Source organism: Spirosoma taeanense (assembly GCF_013127955.1).
In the GTDB taxonomy this organism is placed as follows: Bacteria; Bacteroidota; Bacteroidia; order Cytophagales; family Spirosomataceae; genus Spirosoma; species Spirosoma taeanense.
Genome location: NZ_CP053435.1, coordinates 3,108,527 through 3,127,827, shown reverse-complemented (window position 1 = coordinate 3,127,827; position 19,301 = coordinate 3,108,527). Strand labels below are relative to the sequence as shown.

Below are 19,301 nucleotides of genomic sequence, written 5' to 3'. Positions count from 1 at the left end.
ATTCACTCTTTAATTTAGCTATCCTGCGCCTGGGTTAACTCCTGGAGTTCAGGTGCGCCTTCCAGTTCGAGCTGGGCGTCGCGGTACGCCTGAATAGCCTGCAGGAAGGCGTCAGCCTGCGCGATGAACTGGCGGGCAAAGTCTTCCGAAGGCTCGTGCTTATTGATGCTGAAGACCAGCGTCTTGAAGTCGCCCTCCGCTTCGTGGAAATCGCCCGCGAACGTCCGGTCAAAATCACTGACAATCCCGTGCTGCGTGTTCGTCGGGATGTCACGGCTCATCAGAGCCGCTTTGCCGCCGGTAATGAACACGTTATAGGCATGGTAGATGGCGTCGGCCCAGCGGCTTTCGGCCAGCGCTTCCTGCGCCCAGCTCAGCTTTTCGGTCGCTTCGGTCAGCGTGGTTGCCACAAGGTCGATCAGGACACTCGCGCACTCACCAACACCCACTTCCGTTACGTACTGCTCGGTATGATCCCAGTCGATATAATCGCTGTCGACCAATGTTTTCAGGTCGGCCAGCGGTTTCAGCAACTGGTAATAATAATTCTTACCCTGCCGGGCGTAGTAGTCGCTATAGTACTCGCCGTCGAAGCTATTGGCTTCGAAGTCGCGTAGCAACAGCCGCAGTGAGTCGGGGCCGCGCTTGCTCGGAATCTTGATAACTTTATCGGCAATCAGGCCTTCGCCTTTGCCGTTGAAACCGCCACCCAGCAGAACCTGCAGAGCGGGCAGGACGAACGCACCATTCTTCAGCGACGAGCCGTGGTAGCCAATATTGGCGACCGAATGCTGGCCGCAACCGTTCATACAGCCCGAAATCTTGATTTTGATGTCATCGTTGAATACCAGATCGGGAAACTCGTCATGCATCATTTTTTCCAGCGCCCGGGTGATGCCGTAGCTGCTCGAAATGGCGAGGTTACAGGTATCGGTACCGGGGCAGGTCGTAATGTCGGCGGTGGTGTCGAAGCCCGGTTGGGCTAAACCGAGTGCGTCGAGTGCCTCGAAAACGGCGGGCAGGTCTTCCGGCCGGATAAACCGGAGCAGATAACCCTGGTTAACCGTTACGCGGATATCATCGGCCGCGTACTGCCTGACCACCTGTGCCAGCGCCCGCGCCGTATCTGACGACATATCGCCCAGCAGAACCCGCAACTGAACGGCATACCAGCCGGCCTGCTTTTGCTCAAAAACGTTAGTTTTAAACCAGGTCTGAAACTTCGGATTGTCAAGCGCCGGCTGGTAGTTGCTCACTTCCGGGCGCTCGGCTGGGAGATTCTCCGGGTTGTGATCAACAACAAACTCTTTATTACGTAAAGCCGGTGTCTCTTCAGCTATGCGCCGGAGCAGTTCTTCCAGCCCAATGTCATTGAGCAGATATTTCATCCGGGCCTTGTGCCGTTTCTGGCGTTCGCCATAGCGGTCAAATACGCGGATGACGCCCTCGATGAACGGAATAATCCGCTCTTCTTCCAGAAACTCCGATGCTGTCTGCGCCGGGAAGGGCTGCGCGCCCAAACCGCCACCCAGCATCACCTTAAAGCCCCGTTTGCCGTCCTGAATCCGTGGAACCAGACCAACGTCGTGCATGAAGCCGTACGCTGAATCCTTTTCGCTTGACGATACCGAAATCTTGAACTTACGACCCATATCCTGACATATCGGGTTGCGCAGGAAGTAATCGAAAATCGAGTAAGCGTAAGGAGTAATATCGAACGGCTCCAATGGGTCAACACCGGCACGCGCCGAACCCGTTACGTTCCGAACGGTGTTTCCGCAGGCTTCTTTCAGCGTAATGCCCGCGTCTTCGAGGTCGGCCCAGAGCTGGGGCGAATCAGCCAGTTTAACAAAGTGCAACTGAATGTCCTGACGGGTTGTGGCGTGGAGATTACCCGTTGCGTACTTATCCGACAAATCGGCAATCCGCACCAGCTGATCGGCCGTGATACGACCGTGCGGCAGCTTGATACGAATCATCTGGACGCCCGGCTGCCGCTGTCCATACACGCCCCGCGTCAGACGAAACTTACGGAAGGCCTCATCAGGAATCTCACCCGACCGGAATGAACTGATCCTTTGTTCAAGGTCCAGAATGTCGCGCCGGGCGGCTGCACTTACATTATCGGTCAGTTGGATAGACATGAGGTATATTGTCTATAGAATTAAAAGACTAATTTATTAAAACTAAACGCCGGTGAAATCCGGCGTCTGTTTATGGCATTCAGGTACAATAATAAAGGAATTTTCGGGCGATTCAGTTCGCTGAATGGATAGCTATTGATTATCGTCCATAACCAGAAGTTATGCTTCGCCCACCAACATAAGCGCACCCACCGTTACGTTCGACGTTTCATCGATCAGAATAGCTCCACCCGTTGCCCGGTTCTGCCGGTACGGATCAAAACTGATCGGTTGTGCCGTCCTGAGAATAACTTTGGCTAGATCATTTAGTTTTAAACTTTCAACCCCTTCTGTCTCTTCGTAGGTATTTACATTTACCTGATAAACAATCTCGCGCACTGAGCAGCGCGTACGGGCCGTGCCAATCTGCAGCACATATTTATTGCCCACTTTAAATTCCTTGGTATCCATCCAGCACAGCATCGCTTCGACGGTCTGACTGCTAACCGGCTGGCTGTCCGACCGAACGATCAGATCGCCCCGGCTGATGTCTACGTCCGTAGCGAGGTGCAGGACAACCGACATCGGTGTAACCGCTTCGTCATAGTGATTATCGGCAATTTCAATCGCGTCAATCGTTGAGGTTTCACCCGAGGGCAGTACCGTTACGGCATCGCCTTTGCGGAACAGACCGCTGGTGATTTTACCGGCGTAGCCCCGGTAATCGTGCAGTTCGGGCGTTTGCGGACGGATGACGTACTGCACCGGGAACCGGGCCTGCTCCAGATTTACATCGTCGTCGATGGTAACAGACTCCAGATGCTCCAGCAGGGCCGGACCTTCGTACCACGGCATCGCGCCGGATTTGTCGACTACGTTATCGCCGTTGAGCGCACTCAGCGGAATATACGTCACTTCGTTTACGTTCAGGTTTTTAGCTAGTTCAGCATACTGAATGCAGATATCGGAGAAGACATCCTGCGAGTAGCTAACGAGGTCCATTTTGTTGACCGCTACAACAATATGGGGAATCCCCAGCAGGGAGGCAATGAGCGAATGCCGGCGGGTCTGTTCAACGACACCATGCCGGGCATCGACGAGTACAATCGCCAGCTGGCAGTTCGATGCGCCTGTTACCATGTTGCGGGTGTACTGGATATGCCCCGGTGCATCGACGATGATAAACTTACGCTTTGGCGTCTGAAAATAGCGGTAGGCTACGTCGATCGTGATACCCTGCTCACGCTCCGACCGCAGTCCATCCGTGAGCAACGCGAGGTCAATCTCACCGTCGTCGCGGCTTTTACTGGCGCGCTCGATGGCTTCGAGCTGGTCGGCCAGAATGGATTTGGAATCGTAGAGAAGTCGCCCGATGAGCGTGCTTTTGCCGTCGTCAACCGAACCGGCGGTTATAAATCGGAGAAGATCCATTGATTAGTTATGGTAGTTGCGGAGCCACTGATCCGGCGTTAGAACGGGTATATCAGCAGTCGCAAAATCATCAATATTTCGGGTAATGATACTGGTTATAGCAGGCAATCCAGTGGCGCTGTTGTACATGACAGCATCTTCAAAATCAGTAAAGGCTGATGTTATTGCCTGCCGGATATGTGTTGCTGTTACGTCAGAAATCCCAATGTAGCTGATTAATAGCGTAAAGGTGTCTATAATCTGCTGGTGAGGAATCTTGTAATAGGAGCGGAGTATGTAATAAACCGTTACCATAGTGAGCGAATTCACGTAGGCATCAATTTTGGCTTGTTCAGCCAGATCAAAAATCGATGCCGCCGACTGCCAGAAAGGCTCTCGCTTCGCCAGCAGATCAATAACTACGTTTGTATCGAGCAGAACAACTGGCTTCATCGTGCGTGTTTAGCCAGAATAGCCTGTTGTCTGCTTTGTTTATCATCCTGACTTGCCAACTGGGGAAAGGTTCCCAGTAATCGGGCAGTTTTAGGCGACAGGGATTTGTTAGAATCTACCTGTTGCTGACTGGGTGCACTTTGATTGGCCTGGATAGCAACAAAAGGCAGGCTTTCGAGCAATTCCAGTACAAAATCCGCTTTGGTATCGGCAACTTCGATGACAATTTGCATACACGTTTCCCGTTAAAAATAGCCGCCTTTTTTCCGGTCTTCCATGGCGGCTTCTGACAACTGATCGTCCATGCGGGTTTCGCCACGTTCAGAGATACGGGTAGCCTGAATTTCGTCAATGACGGCGTCGAGCGTATCAGCCTGCGACTCCGAAGCGGCTGTGCAGGAAATATCGCCAACGGTACGGAACCGCACCCGGCGGGTCACAATCTGATCGTCGGCTTCGGGTTTGATCACGCCACCGGCGGTTGCCATCAGCTTCCCGTCGCGAACAATCAGCTCGCGCTCATGGGCAAAATAGATGCTTGGCAGAGCGATTTTTTCGCGACGGATATAGTTCCAGACGTCCAGTTCGGTCCAGTTCGAAATCGGAAACACCCGGACGTTTTCGCCTTTGTGAATACGGCCGTTGTAAAGATTCCAGAGTTCGGGCCGCTGGCGTTTGGGGTCCCACGAGCCGAACTCGTCGCGCACCGAGAATACGCGCTCCTTGGCACGGGCTTTCTCTTCATCCCGACGCGCACCGCCGATGCAGGCATCAAACTCAAATTCTTCGATGGTGTCAAGCAGCGTGAACGTCTGCAGGCCATTGCGGGTGGCGTTACGTCCGGTCGGCTCTTTCAATTTCTTCTCGCGGATGGTATCTTCTACGTAGCGAACGATCAGCTTCTCACCAATTCGGTTGGCCAGATCGTCCCGGAAATCGAGGGCCTCCTGGAAGTTATGTCCGGTGTCGATATGGACCAGCGGGAACGGGAATTTGCCCGGCCGGAAGGCTTTCAACGCCAGATGAACAAGCGTAATGGAATCCTTACCGCCCGAAAACAGCAGGGCAGGGCGTTCGAATTGCCCGGCCACCTCCCGCATGATGTAGATGGCCTCGGATTCGAGCTGGTCTAGATAATCGAGTTTCATAAAGTTAACGAGTGGATGAGTGAATGAGCGAAAGAGTGATAAACGCCGGAGAAACGCTCTTTCCGCGTCCGTTGTATCCCTATTTTGCCTTTCGCTCATTAAGGTTTGAATACTTCTTCGTGGGTGTGTAGCCCACACTCTTTCTTGGAGTTGTCTTCCCACCACCAGCGGCCAGCGCGGAAATCTTCGCCGGGCTGAATGGCCCGGGTGCAGGGCTGGCAGCCGATGCTGACAAAGCCGCGGTCGTGCAGGGGGTTATACGGTACGTTGTGGCCTTTGATGTATTGCTTTACTTCCTCGAACGTCCAGTCCAGCAGCGGGTGGAATTTAACCAACTGATGAGCGTCGTCCCATTCGAGCTGGGTCATGCCCTGGCGGTTAGCCGACTGCTCGGCGCGGATGCCCGTAATCCAGACTTTCTGGCCCGACAGTGCCCGGTTCAGCGGCTCAACCTTACGGATGAAGCAGCACTCTTTCCGGTTCTCAACCGACTCATACATGCTGTACGGTCCTTTTTCGGTCATCAGGTTTTCTACTTTTTCCTGACGAGGGAAATACGCTTCAATCTTCGAACCGTAGCGGTCATTGGTTTTCTTCCAGACCGAGTAGGTCTCTGAAAACATCCGGCCCGTATCGAGGGTGAAAATCTTGATGGGAATATCGTTGGCCAGAATCAGATCGGTAATGACCTGGTCTTCGTAACCCAGGCTGGTCGAGAAAATGACCTCACCGGGGAAGGTCTCCGCCAGTGAGCGTAGCGCTTCGACATTGGTCAGGCCCCGTAGCTGCTCGGTCAGTGACGGGAGCGTGTGAGTAGGTTCGGCAATCATGTGTTGGGTCATTAATCGTCAATCCGTAGTCGCTTGTGGGCCTGCCCCGCAAGGTGTAGGAGGAGGTTACTCGATACTACTTCATGGGTTTCTGTAACGTTACAGCTTTGCCAGTTTTTGCCGACTGGCGGGCAGCATCCAGGATTTCTACGACAATCATATTATTCTCTAATGACGTCAATTCGTCCGGTTTAGTTTCACCACGCAGCAGGCCCGCCAGATACGCAAATGGGTCAGTAGCAGGCGCATCCGTCTGGGTCGCTTCGGCTGTTCGTTCGGTTTTGTCCTCCTTGAGCCGGATGCGCATTCGGGTGCCGTCGATGGTATTGACGTAACCATGCTGCCCGTAAACCTCCATATCCTTGCGGGCAAATGGCCAGTTCCAAGAGCCCTGAATGATGGTCTGCGTTTTTGGGTAAGTCAGAATAATCGTTGCTTCGTCATCTACTTTCGGGTAAATGTCGGGCTTGATCTGCTGCGTAACGGCCATGACTGACAGCGGACGCTGGTTGTGCATGAGCCAGGTCGAGAGGTTCGCGCCGTAGCAGCCAAAGTCGAACAACGCACCCGCGCCGTTTGTAACGGGATCGGTCAGCCACTCCAGAAACTCCTTGTTGACATTGATCTCCTTCGGACCCTGGTGACCATCGTGAACAACAATCTTGCGCAGGTCGCCAATGGCTTTGTCGGTGTTGGCCAGCGCATAGGCTTTGTGGTTGCTGCCGTACCAGGTTGTTTCGTAGTTCGTCAGCAACTGAATGGTATGCTTTTTAGCGAGGGCCTCCATCTGTTTGGCGTGATCGAAGCTCACCGCCAGGGGTTTCTCGACCATGACGTGAATACCCCGTGGCGCGCAGATTTTAACAGTTTGCAGGTGGTCGACAATCCGGCCAAAATCCGTAACCGCTTCTGGTTTGGTCTTGTCCAGCATCTCCTCAATGGTCGGGTACACCAGACTCATGCTGTAGCCGTATCGTTTGGCTAACCGTTCGGCGAGGTCGCGGTTCGGCTCGGCAATGCCAACAATCTCGATATCGCCTTTTTTAGCCCGGCCCAGTATGCCGTTCACGTGCGAATGTACCAGGCCGACCACGCCAACGCGGAGCGGTTTCTGAGAGGCCTGAGCGCTGGCAAGCTGCATAGATACGAATAGGAGAACGGCTATGTACTGGATGGGACTCATATCAATATCAGGCATTTTGGTTCACAACTTCTGCCGACTTCTCAACGGCCTGGGTGAAATCTTCAATCAGGTCTTCCACCGCTTCCAGACCAACCGAAATCCGGATCAGGCCGGGGGTTATGCCCAGCGCAGCTTTTTCATCGGCCTTCAGCTTGGCGTGGGTCGTCGTGTTGGGGTTGGTAACAATAGTGCGCGAGTCGCCGAGGTTCGACGAAAGCGTCGGGATGGTCAGCGCGTCGAAGAACGCTTTTACGCGTTCGAATCCGCCTTCCAGCTCAATCGTAATGATCGCTCCACCTGCCTTCATTTGCCGTTTGGCAAGATCATACTGCGGGTGGGAGGGCAGGAACGGATACAGGACCCGGCCTACGTCGGGCAGGGCTTCGAGGGCTTCGGCGAGTTGCTGGGCATTCCGGCAATGGCGTTCCATGCGTAGATCCAGCGTTTCCAGGCTTTTCGACAACACCCACGCGTTGAAGGGCGAAAGCGACGGACCCGTATGCCGGGCAAAAAAGCGGATGGGCTGGATCAGATCGGCCCGACCGACTACAATACCGCCCAGTACGCGCCCCTGACCGTCCATGAACTTCGTGGCCGAATGAACCGACAGATCCGCGCCGTAATCAATGGGCGTTTGCAGGATCGGCGTGGCAAAGCAATTATCGACGTTCAGGATGAAGCCATATTTCGCTTTAAGCCGCGCCAGCATCTCGAGGTCAACCAGTTCCAGACCCGGATTAGAGGGCGTTTCCAGATAAACCATACGGGCGGCCGGCCTTCCAGCGTTGGGCTGTATGGCGGCTTCCCACTCGGCTTCGGTGGCGCTGGCATCTACATAGGTATGCGTTATACCCCATTTGCTCAGAATCTGCGTGATGATCTGGTGCGCTGACCCGAACAGGGCACGGCAGGCCACCAGGTGGTCACCCGATTTCAGCAGTGCGGCCATACTGGCGAATACAGCCGCCATGCCGGTGCCGGTAGCAATACCGTCTTCGGCGTTTTCAAGCATGCAGACCTTCTCGACAAACTCCGTTACGTTCGGGTTCGAGAAGCGGGAATAGATATTGCCTTCTTCGGTTTCATCAAACAGCGCTTTGCCCTGTTCAGCACTATCAAAGGCAAAACTGGAGGTCAGATAAAGCGGAACAGAGTGCTCCCGGTTCAGCGATTTTTTCGCCTGGGTGCGGATCGCCTTGGTTTGTTTTTTCATCGATCGATTGGCATTAAACGTCATTCCGGTTAGTTCTTGATCATTCCCATTCCAGGCACATACGAACTGGGTGTCAACGAGTGACGGGTGAATGACATACCGTGAATAACTAGAAGAACTTGATAATTTTTCGCAAACTTACGAGGATAACCACGATTCCGACGAGTACCATCATGGTTTTAACTGGTAGTCGGCGCGACAGATGAGCCGCAATGGGGGCCGCAATCATACCACCCAGAATCAGCCCCAGGATAACCATACCGTAGTTACCCAGCCCCGCGAAGAGTGCGAAGACCACCGATGAGGCAAACGATACAAAAAACTCCGCCAGGTTGACCGAGCCGATTGTATAGCGTGGATGCCGACCGGCAGCAATCAGCGTAGAGTTAACAATCGGCCCCCAGCCGCCCCCGCCAATGGCATCGACAAACCCCCCGAACCACGCTAGCAGACCAATGCGCCGGACGGGTTTCTTCTTGGCACGTTTGACCAGCGCTTTTTGGATGATCAGAATACCCAGAATGGCCGTATAAACGGAAATAGCGGGACTCAGGTAATTGGCGACGACTTCCAGATCGGCCAGCTTTGTAATCAGGAATGCACCCAGCGCAGCGCCAATTACGCCCGGAATCAGGACGGCTTTGAACAGACGGCTGTTTATGTTGCCAAACTTCAGGTGCATATACCCCGACACGCCCGACGTAAAGATTTCGGAGCTGTGCACGCTGGCGGTGGCGAATACGGGACTAATGCCGACGCTCGTCAGAAAGGTGGTGGCCGTAACGCCATAAGCCATGCCTAAAGCACCATCAATCATCTGCGCAACAAAGCCCGCCATCAGGAAATAAAAGATGTCGGGGGTGATGTCAATGGTTCCGGCAATGAGCGTCAGCCGGTCCAGCGTAAAGTAGCTGAACAGCAGATGCCCGACGATCATCAGCGCCAGGGCTGCAAACACGTATATCGCCAGTTCGGTGCGGGTGCGCCGACGAAGCAACGGGTTTACGGTCGAGGAATCGGTGATAACATGCGCCTTTGGAAAGGCGGCCCGAATGGCCTCGGCCTGCTGGGAGGTGGTCGCTAAATCGCCCTGAAGGCTAATTTTCAGGCCGTTCAGATTAAGTGGAAGCGTGGTCACTGGCACCGGTTCATTAAGTGATGCCAGCGCTGTTTCGTCCCGACTTTCCATAATGCTTATATTCTATAGATTTAATAGATTAATCTTCTTATGAAAAACGGCACATTGAAGTGCCGCCTTAATTCGGATGAAGGAATGGGCAAAGGTACGAAAACAACTGGAAAAGATGCAAACTCGGTTTCGGCCTCCCTGTTTTGCTGCTGAATGTTTACTGCACGGCCTGCCAGACTTCCAGTGGCCGATCGGTAGACATGATATCAGCGCCTTTCCTGGCGAACTGTTTATAAACCTGATCGCCTTTGGCAATAGCCTGTTTGTCGAGGTTGCCAAGCGTCCCCAGGATGCAGGCAATCCCTTTCTGGTGCAGGATTTGATACAGTTCAGCGTCGGGTTCTTTGACACCGACGAAGGCAATCATCCGGTTATCCGGCACGCCCAGTTCGCGCAGACGGTCGTATTCGGCCTGGTTCCGCATCGTAACGGAAAGCATCAGATTCGGGTCAAGCCGGTGCAGTTTGGCGGCATCCTGCGCATTGTAGGTAATAACGGCCGCGTAGTCGCCGGCATTAGTCTGGTGAATCATGTCCACGACCTTCTCGAACGAGACGTTGCGTTTAACATCGAGTGTAAAGGCAACCTTGTTTCTACCCCAGCGCAGCACATCTTCCAGCGTCGGAACCCGGTAGGGGGTTACGTTGCCCAGGTTATCTTCCAGCCGGTACTGCCGGATTTCGGCGTAGGTCTTGTCGATGAGTTTGCCCGTGCCGTGGTGGTGCGGTCGAGGGTGGCGTCGTGCATCATTACCATCACGCTGTCTCTGGTCAGATCAATATCGCATTCGATGATGACGGGCAGGTTCTTAGCCAGATACGCAAAGGATTCAATACAGTTTTCGGGATAACCTATCAGGTCGCCCCCGCCCCGGTGGGCCGAAATGCGGGCGGTCTGGTCAGGCTGGTATTTAAATAACGCAGAGGCCCCGCCAGCCCTAATGTTGGTATAGGTTTTAGGCGAACAGGCCGCCAACATAACAACGATGGCACTACACAGCAAACGAATTTTCATGCCCCAAAAGTAGGGCTGGATTGGCTAAAAACTCCAGCCTCCCGCTACCTGAAAACCTTTGGTGTCTTCGCCATAGGCTTTTACGTTAAAACCAACTGTCAGACCATTGCCGAAGCGGTACAGCAACCCGTATTTCTGGTACGTTGCCGGGCGGTAGGGGCGGGGACGAATTACGTTCCAGGCCATGTGCGCCGTAAAGACATACCGGCCATGCCAGAATTCATAGCCCGCCAGCAGACTGCCCTGTTGATACCGCTGATCGGAGTAAGACCAGCGTCGGAGCTGTTCCCGGAAATAGTGGTCGTCGGCCAGCTCGATACCCCCCGACAGGACGTGCGACCGACTCAGGTGGTAGCCACCCACGAGGTTCAAGCCGTACATCGGCAGGGCCATTTCCAGGTTTTTATCCGTCCTGGGCATAACCCGGACAGAGCCCAGCAGCAATGCGCGCGCCATCCAGCGCCGGGCGGGTTCGCTTAACCGCCAGTGGCGTACATTAGGATAGCTGACGGGCACGGGCAGATACGCCAGACCAATCGCCAGGGTAGGGATGTTCAGACCCTGGTTGGGCTGACGGCTCCCGGCGTTGGAAATGTGGTTGTAATAACCCGAAAGCGTCAGGTGGACCTGTTCGGTCAGGCGGTGATTTGCCGTAGCGGCTACGCCAATCTGGGCGCTTAGCGGCAGGCTGAAATAGCGGTTGGTTGGGTTGCTTACCGGATCATAAACATCAGTCAGATACGTTAGGCCGGCGGCAAACCGCACCGAATAGAAGGTTCGGCGCTGGGGAAATATTAGTGGCTCAAAGAACAGGCCGGCTCCTGCCGTACGCCCCAGCGCAACTGGGTTGCGAAAGGTGAAATAGTTGGCATACGCACCCACATTGGCAAAGCAACTGCACTGTTCCCACGCCCGGCGATTCCGCAGTAACCAGCTATACGTCAGCTCGGCCCCTAGTGGCACCTTGCCCGTAGCCGGAATAATCTGGTCGGGTGCCGACAGCCCCCGGTGCAGGATTACCCCAGCTTGTCGGCCGTTAACGAGCGTATCGAGTTGAGCGAAAGATGATAGAGAGAGGAAAAAGAAAACGGGAAGTAAACGTATTACCTGCATTCAGAACTTAAAAGTTGACGATACAAATAAACAATAAATAAGTTCTGAGCGAGCATTCTGACCGAATAATAAAGTTAGGTTTGACCACCTGATTTGTATAAGGAAGCTGACAACGGCGGTTTCTTATTGGTTGTCTATCAGTTTGTTGGCGATGTATTGAGCGATGATTAGCGACTAATCAGACAATAGTCTGCGCCCGGATATTTCTGAACCTAACAACAAAACCAGGTATGAAAACGCTTATTCGAAAGGTAGTGGCGGGTGGCCTGCTGCTATCGCTGCCCTGGTCGTGCATGGAGCTGGAGGATCATAAAGAACCACCGCTCTGCAGTGCCGAAACCCTGACCCGATGCGCCACGGGCTGGCTCAGTAAAACCGGCAATGGAAGCACCGGTAAAGCCTGTGAACGGCTGTTCTTTATGCCGGATGGTAACTACAAGCTTGTGGATTGCACCGGCGACACGCCCCAGACGATGCAGCAAGGTCGCTGGTCCTTAGAGGGTTGCCGGGTTAGACTCGTTTTCGGAGCGGGTAACTTGAGCTTTTTCGAGATCAGGGCCGCCACATCCAATTCGCTGACGCTTTATATTCTGGCGGGCCTGGCATCGAGAGAGGAAATGTATTTATGCGAGTAACGGTAACGGATTGTTACGTTAATGGCTTTAAAACACCGGGCCGGGTACGCTCACTACCAGATAGTGAGCGTACCCGGCAAACCGCCTAACGTGTCAGCATTACTAGCTAACTCGATTTTTATCGAGGTCGCTTTGAAAAGGTAAGAATAACTGCTTGCCACCTATGATTAGGAAGAGCAAAGCTATTTATATCTCAGTTTCAATAATGGAAGCGAAATTCAGCGATTAGTTTGTAATGTAACGGCTAACTTTACATAAAAGCCACTTATACCAAAACTCTAACAGTAAGTTATACAGGTGAAGTATTACGGTATGCGTTCTATATGTTGTCTACTGCTTATCAGTAGCGTAGCGACAGCTCAACCAATCGCTAGGCAAGTTACCGTCCAAGCCAGCCCCACTCTCGAAACCATCGCTACTTTAATGAATCAGTTGTCTCCGGAATTTCTTCCGGACTCAGCCAAGGACCCCGCTGGCTACCGACGTTCACGGTTAATGCGCATCAACTACAATGCTTTTCGGCGCTATGCAAATCACCCAGCTATTACGGGGACGAAAGCTTTATCCGACAAAATAGGAACTGGTGTGTATTTACTAGGGCTTTATGCCCGCCCATTACCAGCCACCGGATGGCAGTCATCCGTGTCACCTTTACTATTAACAGCTGTCCATTCTAATCCCGATTCGGCGAAATATATAGTCAATGCTTACATGGCCCAAGTAGCGCGTTTTTATCGAGATGCTCACATACCAAGGTTTTTAGCTCAGCAAGGCAGAATGTACCAAAAAGCTATAGGTCAAGTGAGCCGAAACCGTCCTTCTGTTGCCTTTATTCCAACCATGGAAGAGTACTATGGGAGTCGAAAGCAGGCCTATACAATAGTGGTAATGCCTTTCTTTATTACTCAATGGGGTATGGGTTGGCAAACTGGGGAAGGACAGGCGGCTCGACTTTTCAATATTAGCGCCCCTTACCGTGATCAACAAGTACAAGGTCAACGAGTAGTCGATCCTGGCTTCAACGATCCTGAAGCAGTTCGTACGCTTTGTGTACATGAATTTGGCCACTCCTTTGTCAATCCATACACGATGCAACCGGTACTGAGGGAGCGTATCAATCAGTATAAAGACTTATTTAAACCCGTACCAAATCAGGCTCAGTATACGGACTGGCTAACTCTTTTCAATGAATTGACAGTACGAGCAGGTGAAATACGGATTGCGCTAAAAATGAGGTTGCCCAGCGAGAGCCAGCGTCTTCGAGAGTTGTATAAAGATTGGCCTTACCTCGATCACTTCACTACCCAGTTAGCTTATTATGAAAGTAATCGGAGTAAATACCCAGCCTTCACAGATTTTCTTCCTGATCTTATTAGCTCACTGGAAAAGCTACGATTTACGCCATAAATCCGACAGTTACACGAAGGAATTGGCGTTTTAGGAAGCTTTTTGTTTTAGGAATAATTTGAGAATACACTGCTGACTCGTACATTTTGATTTCTTACTTTACTCCCTTTACATATTCTAAGTTATAAAAAAACATCCCTAAGTTAGTGGCTTCCCATTAAGCTATCGTCTGTTGCTTTTGCTTTCTCACTTTCCAGATTAATAGACCTAAACCAATTCCCATAATCAACCGAGTAGCCATTTCGTAGGTATCAGTGATGGCTGCTAAATGGAATCGGCTATCGCCTAAAGCTTGAGCCAAGTTCCCATAGAACGAAAAAGCACTAACCAAATTAAGCCCGTACCAAACTAGAGCGTAACCAATAAAAAAGATGCTGGCAAAGCCTGCCACGAACGCTATTTTAGAGTTCATAAGGAAAAAATGAGATAGGTTAAACAACTGAAAGCGAAAGTACTAGAATTACCACATCATTCTTCCTGAATTAGCTAAAACTATTCTTAGGGCTGTTGTATAAGTGCCGATAGGTTAAGTAACTGGGCTCTTACTCAATTTAACCACTACTTGCGAAAGATACGTGTTTGTAGCATCATTATAAGTATTGCCCAGAGCAGCGTATTAGGAATCATACAAACAACAATGCCTCCTAACGAGTCAGCAGGTAGTTTAATTAGTAAACCGAAAGAGAGCAGTATGCTTCCTTCACCTGTTTCCAGAATGGAGGTACGTTCGGTCAAGGATAGTTTGCCAATCTCTTATATCTGTTGTATAATCAAATGTTATATTCATCGAGGTCTGCAACGCTATGTTAATGCTTGGGGCCGACTGTCATAAACTCCGTAGGTTTTCTCAGGCATCCACCGCCCCTGACTGTAGGGTAAAATTAGGCGTTTTCAAGGCTTCGGCAGCGACGATCGACAACAAAAAGCCCGCTATCGGTTGGCTTAGGTTTACCTCTGCGGCAGCGTTAGTTGTCGTATCGGTGTTATCAGGTCAATCGCTCCATCACCCCATGTAAACGGTAACTGCTCGTTCGGTCGTGGCTGCGGTAAAAAAGGTTTGCTACTGGCCGTGTTGGTGGGGAGGCTTTTGGTTTTCATTGGGGTCGGGGATTATAAGCGTGAAAACCCGAACGGAGTTTACGTTCGAGGTTCCTGTAATGCGTCGGTTTATCCGTAGCGGGCCTGATATGCAGAAACCGGAAACTGTTACTGTCTCCGGTTTCTGGATGATTACAACGCCAACAGGGTTGACAGCCCCACAAGCTACATGAAGCAAGCCCAAGGTCTCCTGCATTTACATTCCATTTGGTTGGACTAAATGCCCATGTTTTACGCCGAAGGCTTAAATCACGACGTTCACAATCCGTTTCGGAACGACGACGACTTTCTTCGGTAACTTACCTTCCAGCCACTTCTGAACGATCTCGTCGGCCAGCACCTCCCGCTCGATCTCGGTCGGGGCGCGGTCAATGGCAAAACTGATCGTCGTACGAACTTTTCCGTTGATCTGAATCGGGTATTCAAAGGCATCCTCAACCAGATAGTTCGGGTTGAATTTGGGGAAGGCCGCGTAAGAAACCGTGCCCGGTTCATTGCCCAGAGCTGCCCAGAGTTCTTCGGTGATGTGCGGAGCGTAAGGGGACAGAATCAAAACCAGGTCCTGCAGAATCGCCCGCTTGTGGCAGTTCAGACTAGTCAGCTCATTCACACACACCATAAAGGCCGATACCGAAGTGTTGAATGAATACGCTTCAATATCGCTCTCGGCTTTCTGAATGGTCCGGTGCAGAACTTTCAACTCGGCAGGGGTTGGCTGCTCATCGGTTACGATCCACTGGCTCGACCCGGCATCTGATGCCCCGGCAGCATTATCCTTGTAGAACAGCCGCCAGAACTTGCGGATGAAGCGATACACGCCGTCGATGCCGTTGGTGTTCCAGGGCTTGGCCTGTTCAAGCGGACCAAGGAACATCTCGTAGAGACGTAAAACGTCGGCTCCGTATTTCTCCACAATCATGTCGGGGTTGACGACGTTGAATTTCGACTTCGACATTTTTTCCACTTCCGCCCCGACCAGGTAACGGCCGTCGGGTTCCATTATGAACTCGGCATTCTCGGTTAAATCCGGCCGGGCTTTTCGGAACGCGTCAACGTTCAGGACGTCGTTTTCCACGATATTGACGTCTACGTGCAGGGGAGTTACCTCCTGATCGTCTACGCGATTCAGCGAGACAAAAACCGGCTTAACGCCATCCATACCCGTTCCTTTAACACGGTACACAAAATTCGACCGACCCTGAATCATGCCCTGGTTGATGAGCTTTTTGAACGGCTCTTCCTGCGGGACGTAACCCCGGTCTTTCAGAAATTTATTCCAGAAACGGCTGTAGAGCAGGTGCCCCGTAGCGTGTTCGGTACCGCCGATGTACAGGTCTACGTTCTGCCAGTACTGAATGGCTTCCGGCGATGCAAACCGGCTGTCGTTCTGCGGGTCCATGTAGCGGTACCAGTACCACGACGACCCCGCCCAGCCGGGCATGGTGCTCAGCTCGTAGTCATACTCACCTTTGTATTTCCAGCCTTCGGCGCGGCCCAGCGGAGGTTCGCCGGTTTCGGTCGGCAGGTATTTATCCACGGCGGGCAGTTCCAGCGGCAAATCGCTTTCGTCAATCAGATAGGGTAGCGGTTGGCCGTTGCCATTGTCTTTGAAGTACACCGGCACCGGTTCGCCCCAGTACCGCTGGCGACTGAATACGGCGTCGCGCATCCGGAAGTTGACCTTGCCTTTACCCAGGCCGCGTTCTTCCAGCCAGGCAATCAGCGTAGCGGTCGCTTCGGCATAGGTCATACCGTTGATGATGGCCGAGTTGATGTAGTGGCCCTCTTTGGTATTATCGGCCTGCTGGTCCATATCTTTCTGGGCATCCAGCACCGGCACAATCGGCAGATTGAAGTGCCGGGCAAATGTCCAGTCGCGCTGATCGCCCGATGGAACGGCCATAACCGCGCCCGTACCGTAACCCGCCAGCACGTAGTCGGCCAGGAAGATCGGGACTTTCTCTTCATTGAGGGGGTTGATGCAGTAGCTGCCCGTAAACACGCCCGAAACGGCTTTTGTATCGGCCATGCGGTCGCGCTCGGAACGCAGTTTGGCCGCGTTTACATAAGCCTCAACGGCTTCGCGCTGCTCAGGCGTCGTCAGGTCCGGCACCAGTTCATGTTCAGGTGCCAGCACCATGAACGTAACACCGTAGATGGTGTCCACGCGGGTCGTGAAGACCTCGATGTAATCAGAAGTGATGAGTGTTGAATGATGCGTGCTATTCTCCACATTGATCATTGATCGTTCATCATTCTTCATTATTGGAAACCGCACGCTGGCGCCGACCGACTTGCCGATCCAGTTGCGCTGCTGTTCTTTCAGGGATTCGGTCCAGTCGATGACGTCCAGACCCGCCAGCAGCCGGTCGGCATAGGCCGTGATGCGCATCATCCACTGGCGCATCAGCTTCTGCTCGACGGGGTAGCCGCCCCGCTCCGAAACGCCGTCTTTGACCTCATCATTGGCCAGTACTGTACCGAGCGCCGGGCACCAGTTCACGACCGCATCGGCCAGAAACGTCAGGCGATACTTCAGCGTAATCGCATACGATTCCTGCTTTGACATCGCGTTCCACTCGGCGGCTGTGAAGGTTGGGGCGTCTTCATCGCAGATCGCGTTGACGTCGGTCGTTCCATTCGTGGCAAACTTCTCCAGCAGCGTTTCGATGGGTTCGGCCCGGTCGGTGTCCTTATTATACCACGAGCGGAACAGCTCCATGAAAATCCACTGCGTCCATTTGTAATAGGATGGGTCGGACGTGCGCACCTCGCGCGACCAGTCGTAGCTGAACCCGATATTTTTGAGTTGCTCGATATACCGCTTCAGGTTCTGTTCAGTTGTTACGGCCGGGTGCTGGCCCGTCTGGATAGCGTACTGTTCGGCGGGCAGACCAAATGAATCGAAACCCATCGGGTGCAGCACATTAAAGCCCTTCAGCCGCTTATAGCGGGAGACAATATCCGATGCAATATAGCCCAGCGGATGCCCAACGTGCAGGCCAGCGCCCGATGGGTAAGGAAACATATCCAGGACGTAATATTTGGGTTTAGACGAATCCGTCTCAGCGCGGTAAGTCTGGTTTTCGTCCCAAAACCGCTGCCATTTCTGCTCGGTCTGGCGATGATTGTACTCCATACGGAAAAAGTGAGTAATCGGCGAAGAATTGGCAAAGATACCATTTTCTGGCCGTTTTGCGCGTGTATAGGGCATTGGCGTGCGCTTGTTACTGAGCCGTTTACGGGAAGCGGAGCCCTCAGCAAGTCAATACATCCGAATAATAGAGAACGCGTTCACCGCTTAGTAAATGCCTTATCTGGCTGATTGAATTGACTTTATATTGCGCAACAGGCCGGGGGCAAACAGTTGCTGTTACCAAGACCTTAGCTGTTATCGACCCCTTCAGAAAACGACCACACGCAACATGATGAAAAACGCACGCATTGCCGGATTGGGTTATTATGTTCCTGAACGGATCGTTCATAATGCTGAACTGGCTCCGCTGGTTAACGTTTCCGACGAGTGGATTCAGGGCCGAACGGGCATTCAGCAGCGCCGGTACCGTAAAAAGCACGAAGAAACAACTACGACAATGGGCGCCGAAGCGGCCCGGATTGCGATTGATCGGGCCGGAATCCTGCCTTCGGATGTTGATTTTATCATCTTCGCTACGCTGAGTCCCGACTATTACTTTCCGGGTAACGGGGTCTTGCTCCAGCGCGAGCTGGGTATAACCCACCGGACAATGGGCGCGCTGGATATTCGCAATCAGTGCTCGGGCTTTATTTACGCGCTTTCTATTGCGGACCAGTTTGTTAAAACCGGGAAATACAAAAACGTGCTGGTGGTCGGGGCCGAAACCCATTCCTGGAATCTGGACTTTACGCCTTCGGGCCGCGACGTAACGGTGCTCTTTGGCGACGGTGCCGGAGCGGCCGTAGTACAGCCCTGCGACGAGCCGGGCCGGGGTATCCTGACGACCCACCTTCATGCCGATGGCACCCACGCCGAAGAACTAGCCTGCTACGGCCCCGGTGCCCACGGGGGGTATTATCTGGGCAAAGACCGGTTTAAGTTCTCCAAGGAAGAGTTCGACAGTATCTATGTGTATGAGGGCCTGCGGGAAGACCGCGCCAGCCAACCCTATATGAACGGCCAGATTGTGCTGCGCCATGCCATAACGCGCTTTCCGGAGGTCATTATCGAAGCGCTGGACGAAATGAACCTCTCGCCCAAAGACATTGACCTGCTGGTGCCGCATCAGGCAAATTTACGCATCGCGCAGCTGGTGCAGAAACGGCTGGGCCTTGCCGACGATAAGGTCTTTAACAACATTCACAAATTCGGGAATACAACGGCCGCGTCGATTCCCATTGCCCTCTGTGAAGCCTGGGAACAGGGGAAAATTGAAGAAGGCGACCTGGTTTGCATGGCTGCTTTTGGCAGCGGTTTCACCTGGGGAGCGGCTTTGGTTCGCTGGTGAA

15 protein-coding genes and 1 pseudogene are annotated in these 19,301 nt (G+C 52.8%); 3 read left to right on the top strand and 13 right to left on the bottom strand.

From position 1 onward, the window contains the following. Positions 1–14 precede the first annotated feature (14 nt). From HNV11_RS13115 to HNV11_RS13065, 11 genes and pseudogenes are all read right to left on the bottom strand, one after another. Entirely contained in the window at positions 15–2,144 is a 2,130-nt protein-coding gene (locus HNV11_RS13115; protein WP_171740094.1) for a nitrite/sulfite reductase, read from the bottom strand. Between the two features lie 159 nt (positions 2,145–2,303). Then, the gene (locus HNV11_RS13110) at positions 2,304–3,554 is read right to left on the bottom strand and encodes a sulfate adenylyltransferase subunit 1 (protein ID WP_171740093.1); all 1,251 of its coding nucleotides are present in this window, start codon (positions 3,552–3,554) and stop codon (positions 2,304–2,306) included. Positions 3,555–3,557: 3 nt separating this feature from the next. Further along, a complete protein-coding gene (locus tag HNV11_RS13105) occupies positions 3,558–3,986 on the bottom strand; it encodes a type II toxin-antitoxin system VapC family toxin (RefSeq protein WP_171740092.1) in 429 nt (142 codons plus the stop codon). Then, on the bottom strand, positions 3,983–4,219 hold the full coding sequence (locus HNV11_RS13100) for a hypothetical protein (RefSeq protein WP_171740091.1): 237 nt from the start codon (positions 4,217–4,219) through the stop codon (positions 3,983–3,985). The genes HNV11_RS13105 and HNV11_RS13100 overlap by 4 nt, the downstream gene beginning before the upstream one ends. 12 nt (positions 4,220–4,231) lie before the next feature. Beyond that, positions 4,232–5,134 carry a sulfate adenylyltransferase subunit CysD gene (cysD, locus tag HNV11_RS13095; protein ID WP_171740090.1) on the bottom strand — a complete coding sequence of 301 codons (903 nt, stop codon included), beginning with the start codon at positions 5,132–5,134 and terminating at the stop codon, positions 4,232–4,234. A gap of 98 nt (positions 5,135–5,232) precedes the next feature. Then, complete coding sequence (locus tag HNV11_RS13090) at positions 5,233–5,964, bottom strand: phosphoadenylyl-sulfate reductase (protein WP_171742171.1); 732 nt, start codon at positions 5,962–5,964, stop codon at positions 5,233–5,235. Positions 5,965–6,040: 76 nt separating this feature from the next. Then, complete coding sequence (locus HNV11_RS13085) at positions 6,041–7,105, bottom strand: Gfo/Idh/MocA family protein (RefSeq protein ID WP_240163414.1); 1,065 nt, start codon at positions 7,103–7,105, stop codon at positions 6,041–6,043. Positions 7,106–7,154: 49 nt separating this feature from the next. Next, the gene (locus HNV11_RS13080; RefSeq protein ID WP_171740088.1) at positions 7,155–8,360 is read right to left on the bottom strand and encodes a trans-sulfuration enzyme family protein; all 1,206 of its coding nucleotides are present in this window, start codon (positions 8,358–8,360) and stop codon (positions 7,155–7,157) included. A 109-nt stretch (positions 8,361–8,469) separates the two neighbouring features. Further along, on the bottom strand, positions 8,470–9,549 hold the full coding sequence (locus HNV11_RS13075) for a sulfite exporter TauE/SafE family protein (protein ID WP_171740087.1): 1,080 nt from the start codon (positions 9,547–9,549) through the stop codon (positions 8,470–8,472). A 157-nt stretch (positions 9,550–9,706) separates the two neighbouring features. After that, positions 9,707–10,563 (bottom strand): annotated as a pseudogene (locus tag HNV11_RS13070) (glycerophosphodiester phosphodiesterase family protein). 24 nt (positions 10,564–10,587) lie between these two features. After that, on the bottom strand, positions 10,588–11,676 hold the full coding sequence (locus tag HNV11_RS13065) for an acyloxyacyl hydrolase (protein ID WP_171740086.1): 1,089 nt from the start codon (positions 11,674–11,676) through the stop codon (positions 10,588–10,590). 230 nt (positions 11,677–11,906) lie between these two features. Here HNV11_RS13065 and HNV11_RS13060 point away from each other — a divergent pair, with 230 nt between their 5' ends. Next, positions 11,907–12,311, top strand: coding sequence for a hypothetical protein (locus tag HNV11_RS13060; protein WP_171740085.1), 405 nt, complete (start codon positions 11,907–11,909; stop codon positions 12,309–12,311). 495 nt (positions 12,312–12,806) lie between these two features. Continuing rightward, positions 12,807–13,718: a DUF4932 domain-containing protein gene (locus tag HNV11_RS13055; protein WP_171740084.1), complete on the top strand. Its 912-nt coding sequence runs from the start codon at positions 12,807–12,809 to the stop codon at positions 13,716–13,718. Positions 13,719–13,875: 157 nt separating this feature from the next. On the opposite strand, the gene HNV11_RS13050 is transcribed toward HNV11_RS13055, so the two are convergent. Both HNV11_RS13050 and leuS read right to left on the bottom strand, forming a co-directional pair. After that, positions 13,876–14,130 carry a hypothetical protein gene (locus HNV11_RS13050; protein ID WP_171740083.1) on the bottom strand — a complete coding sequence of 85 codons (255 nt, stop codon included), beginning with the start codon at positions 14,128–14,130 and terminating at the stop codon, positions 13,876–13,878. Positions 14,131–15,060: 930 nt separating this feature from the next. Further along, entirely contained in the window at positions 15,061–17,955 is a 2,895-nt protein-coding gene (leuS, locus tag HNV11_RS13045) for a leucine--tRNA ligase (protein ID WP_171740082.1), read from the bottom strand. A gap of 286 nt (positions 17,956–18,241) precedes the next feature. Here leuS and HNV11_RS13040 point away from each other — a divergent pair, with 286 nt between their 5' ends. Further along, positions 18,242–19,300, top strand: coding sequence for a 3-oxoacyl-ACP synthase III family protein (locus tag HNV11_RS13040; RefSeq protein WP_317167995.1), 1,059 nt, complete (start codon positions 18,242–18,244; stop codon positions 19,298–19,300). Position 19,301 lies beyond the last annotated feature (1 nt).

Coding starts and splice junctions, on each gene's coding strand:
- HNV11_RS13115 (WP_171740094.1), bottom strand. CDS start 2,144: ATGTCTATCCAACTGACCGATAATGTAAGTGCAGCCGCCCGGCGCGAC.
- HNV11_RS13110 (WP_171740093.1), bottom strand. CDS start 3,554: ATGGATCTTCTCCGATTTATAACCGCCGGTTCGGTTGACGACGGCAAA.
- HNV11_RS13105 (WP_171740092.1), bottom strand. CDS start 3,986: ATGAAGCCAGTTGTTCTGCTCGATACAAACGTAGTTATTGATCTGCTG.
- HNV11_RS13100 (WP_171740091.1), bottom strand. CDS start 4,219: ATGCAAATTGTCATCGAAGTTGCCGATACCAAAGCGGATTTTGTACTG.
- cysD (WP_171740090.1), bottom strand. CDS start 5,134: ATGAAACTCGATTATCTAGACCAGCTCGAATCCGAGGCCATCTACATC.
- HNV11_RS13090 (WP_171742171.1), bottom strand. CDS start 5,964: ATGATTGCCGAACCTACTCACACGCTCCCGTCACTGACCGAGCAGCTA.
- HNV11_RS13085 (WP_240163414.1), bottom strand. CDS start 7,105: ATGCAGCTTGCCAGCGCTCAGGCCTCTCAGAAACCGCTCCGCGTTGGC.
- HNV11_RS13080 (WP_171740088.1), bottom strand. CDS start 8,360: ATGAAAAAACAAACCAAGGCGATCCGCACCCAGGCGAAAAAATCGCTG.
- HNV11_RS13075 (WP_171740087.1), bottom strand. CDS start 9,549: ATGGAAAGTCGGGACGAAACAGCGCTGGCATCACTTAATGAACCGGTG.
- HNV11_RS13065 (WP_171740086.1), bottom strand. CDS start 11,676: ATGCAGGTAATACGTTTACTTCCCGTTTTCTTTTTCCTCTCTCTATCA.
- HNV11_RS13060 (WP_171740085.1), top strand. CDS start 11,907: ATGAAAACGCTTATTCGAAAGGTAGTGGCGGGTGGCCTGCTGCTATCG.
- HNV11_RS13055 (WP_171740084.1), top strand. CDS start 12,807: ATGCGCATCAACTACAATGCTTTTCGGCGCTATGCAAATCACCCAGCT.
- HNV11_RS13050 (WP_171740083.1), bottom strand. CDS start 14,130: ATGAACTCTAAAATAGCGTTCGTGGCAGGCTTTGCCAGCATCTTTTTT.
- leuS (WP_171740082.1), bottom strand. CDS start 17,955: ATGGAGTACAATCATCGCCAGACCGAGCAGAAATGGCAGCGGTTTTGG.
- HNV11_RS13040 (WP_317167995.1), top strand. CDS start 18,242: ATGATGAAAAACGCACGCATTGCCGGATTGGGTTATTATGTTCCTGAA.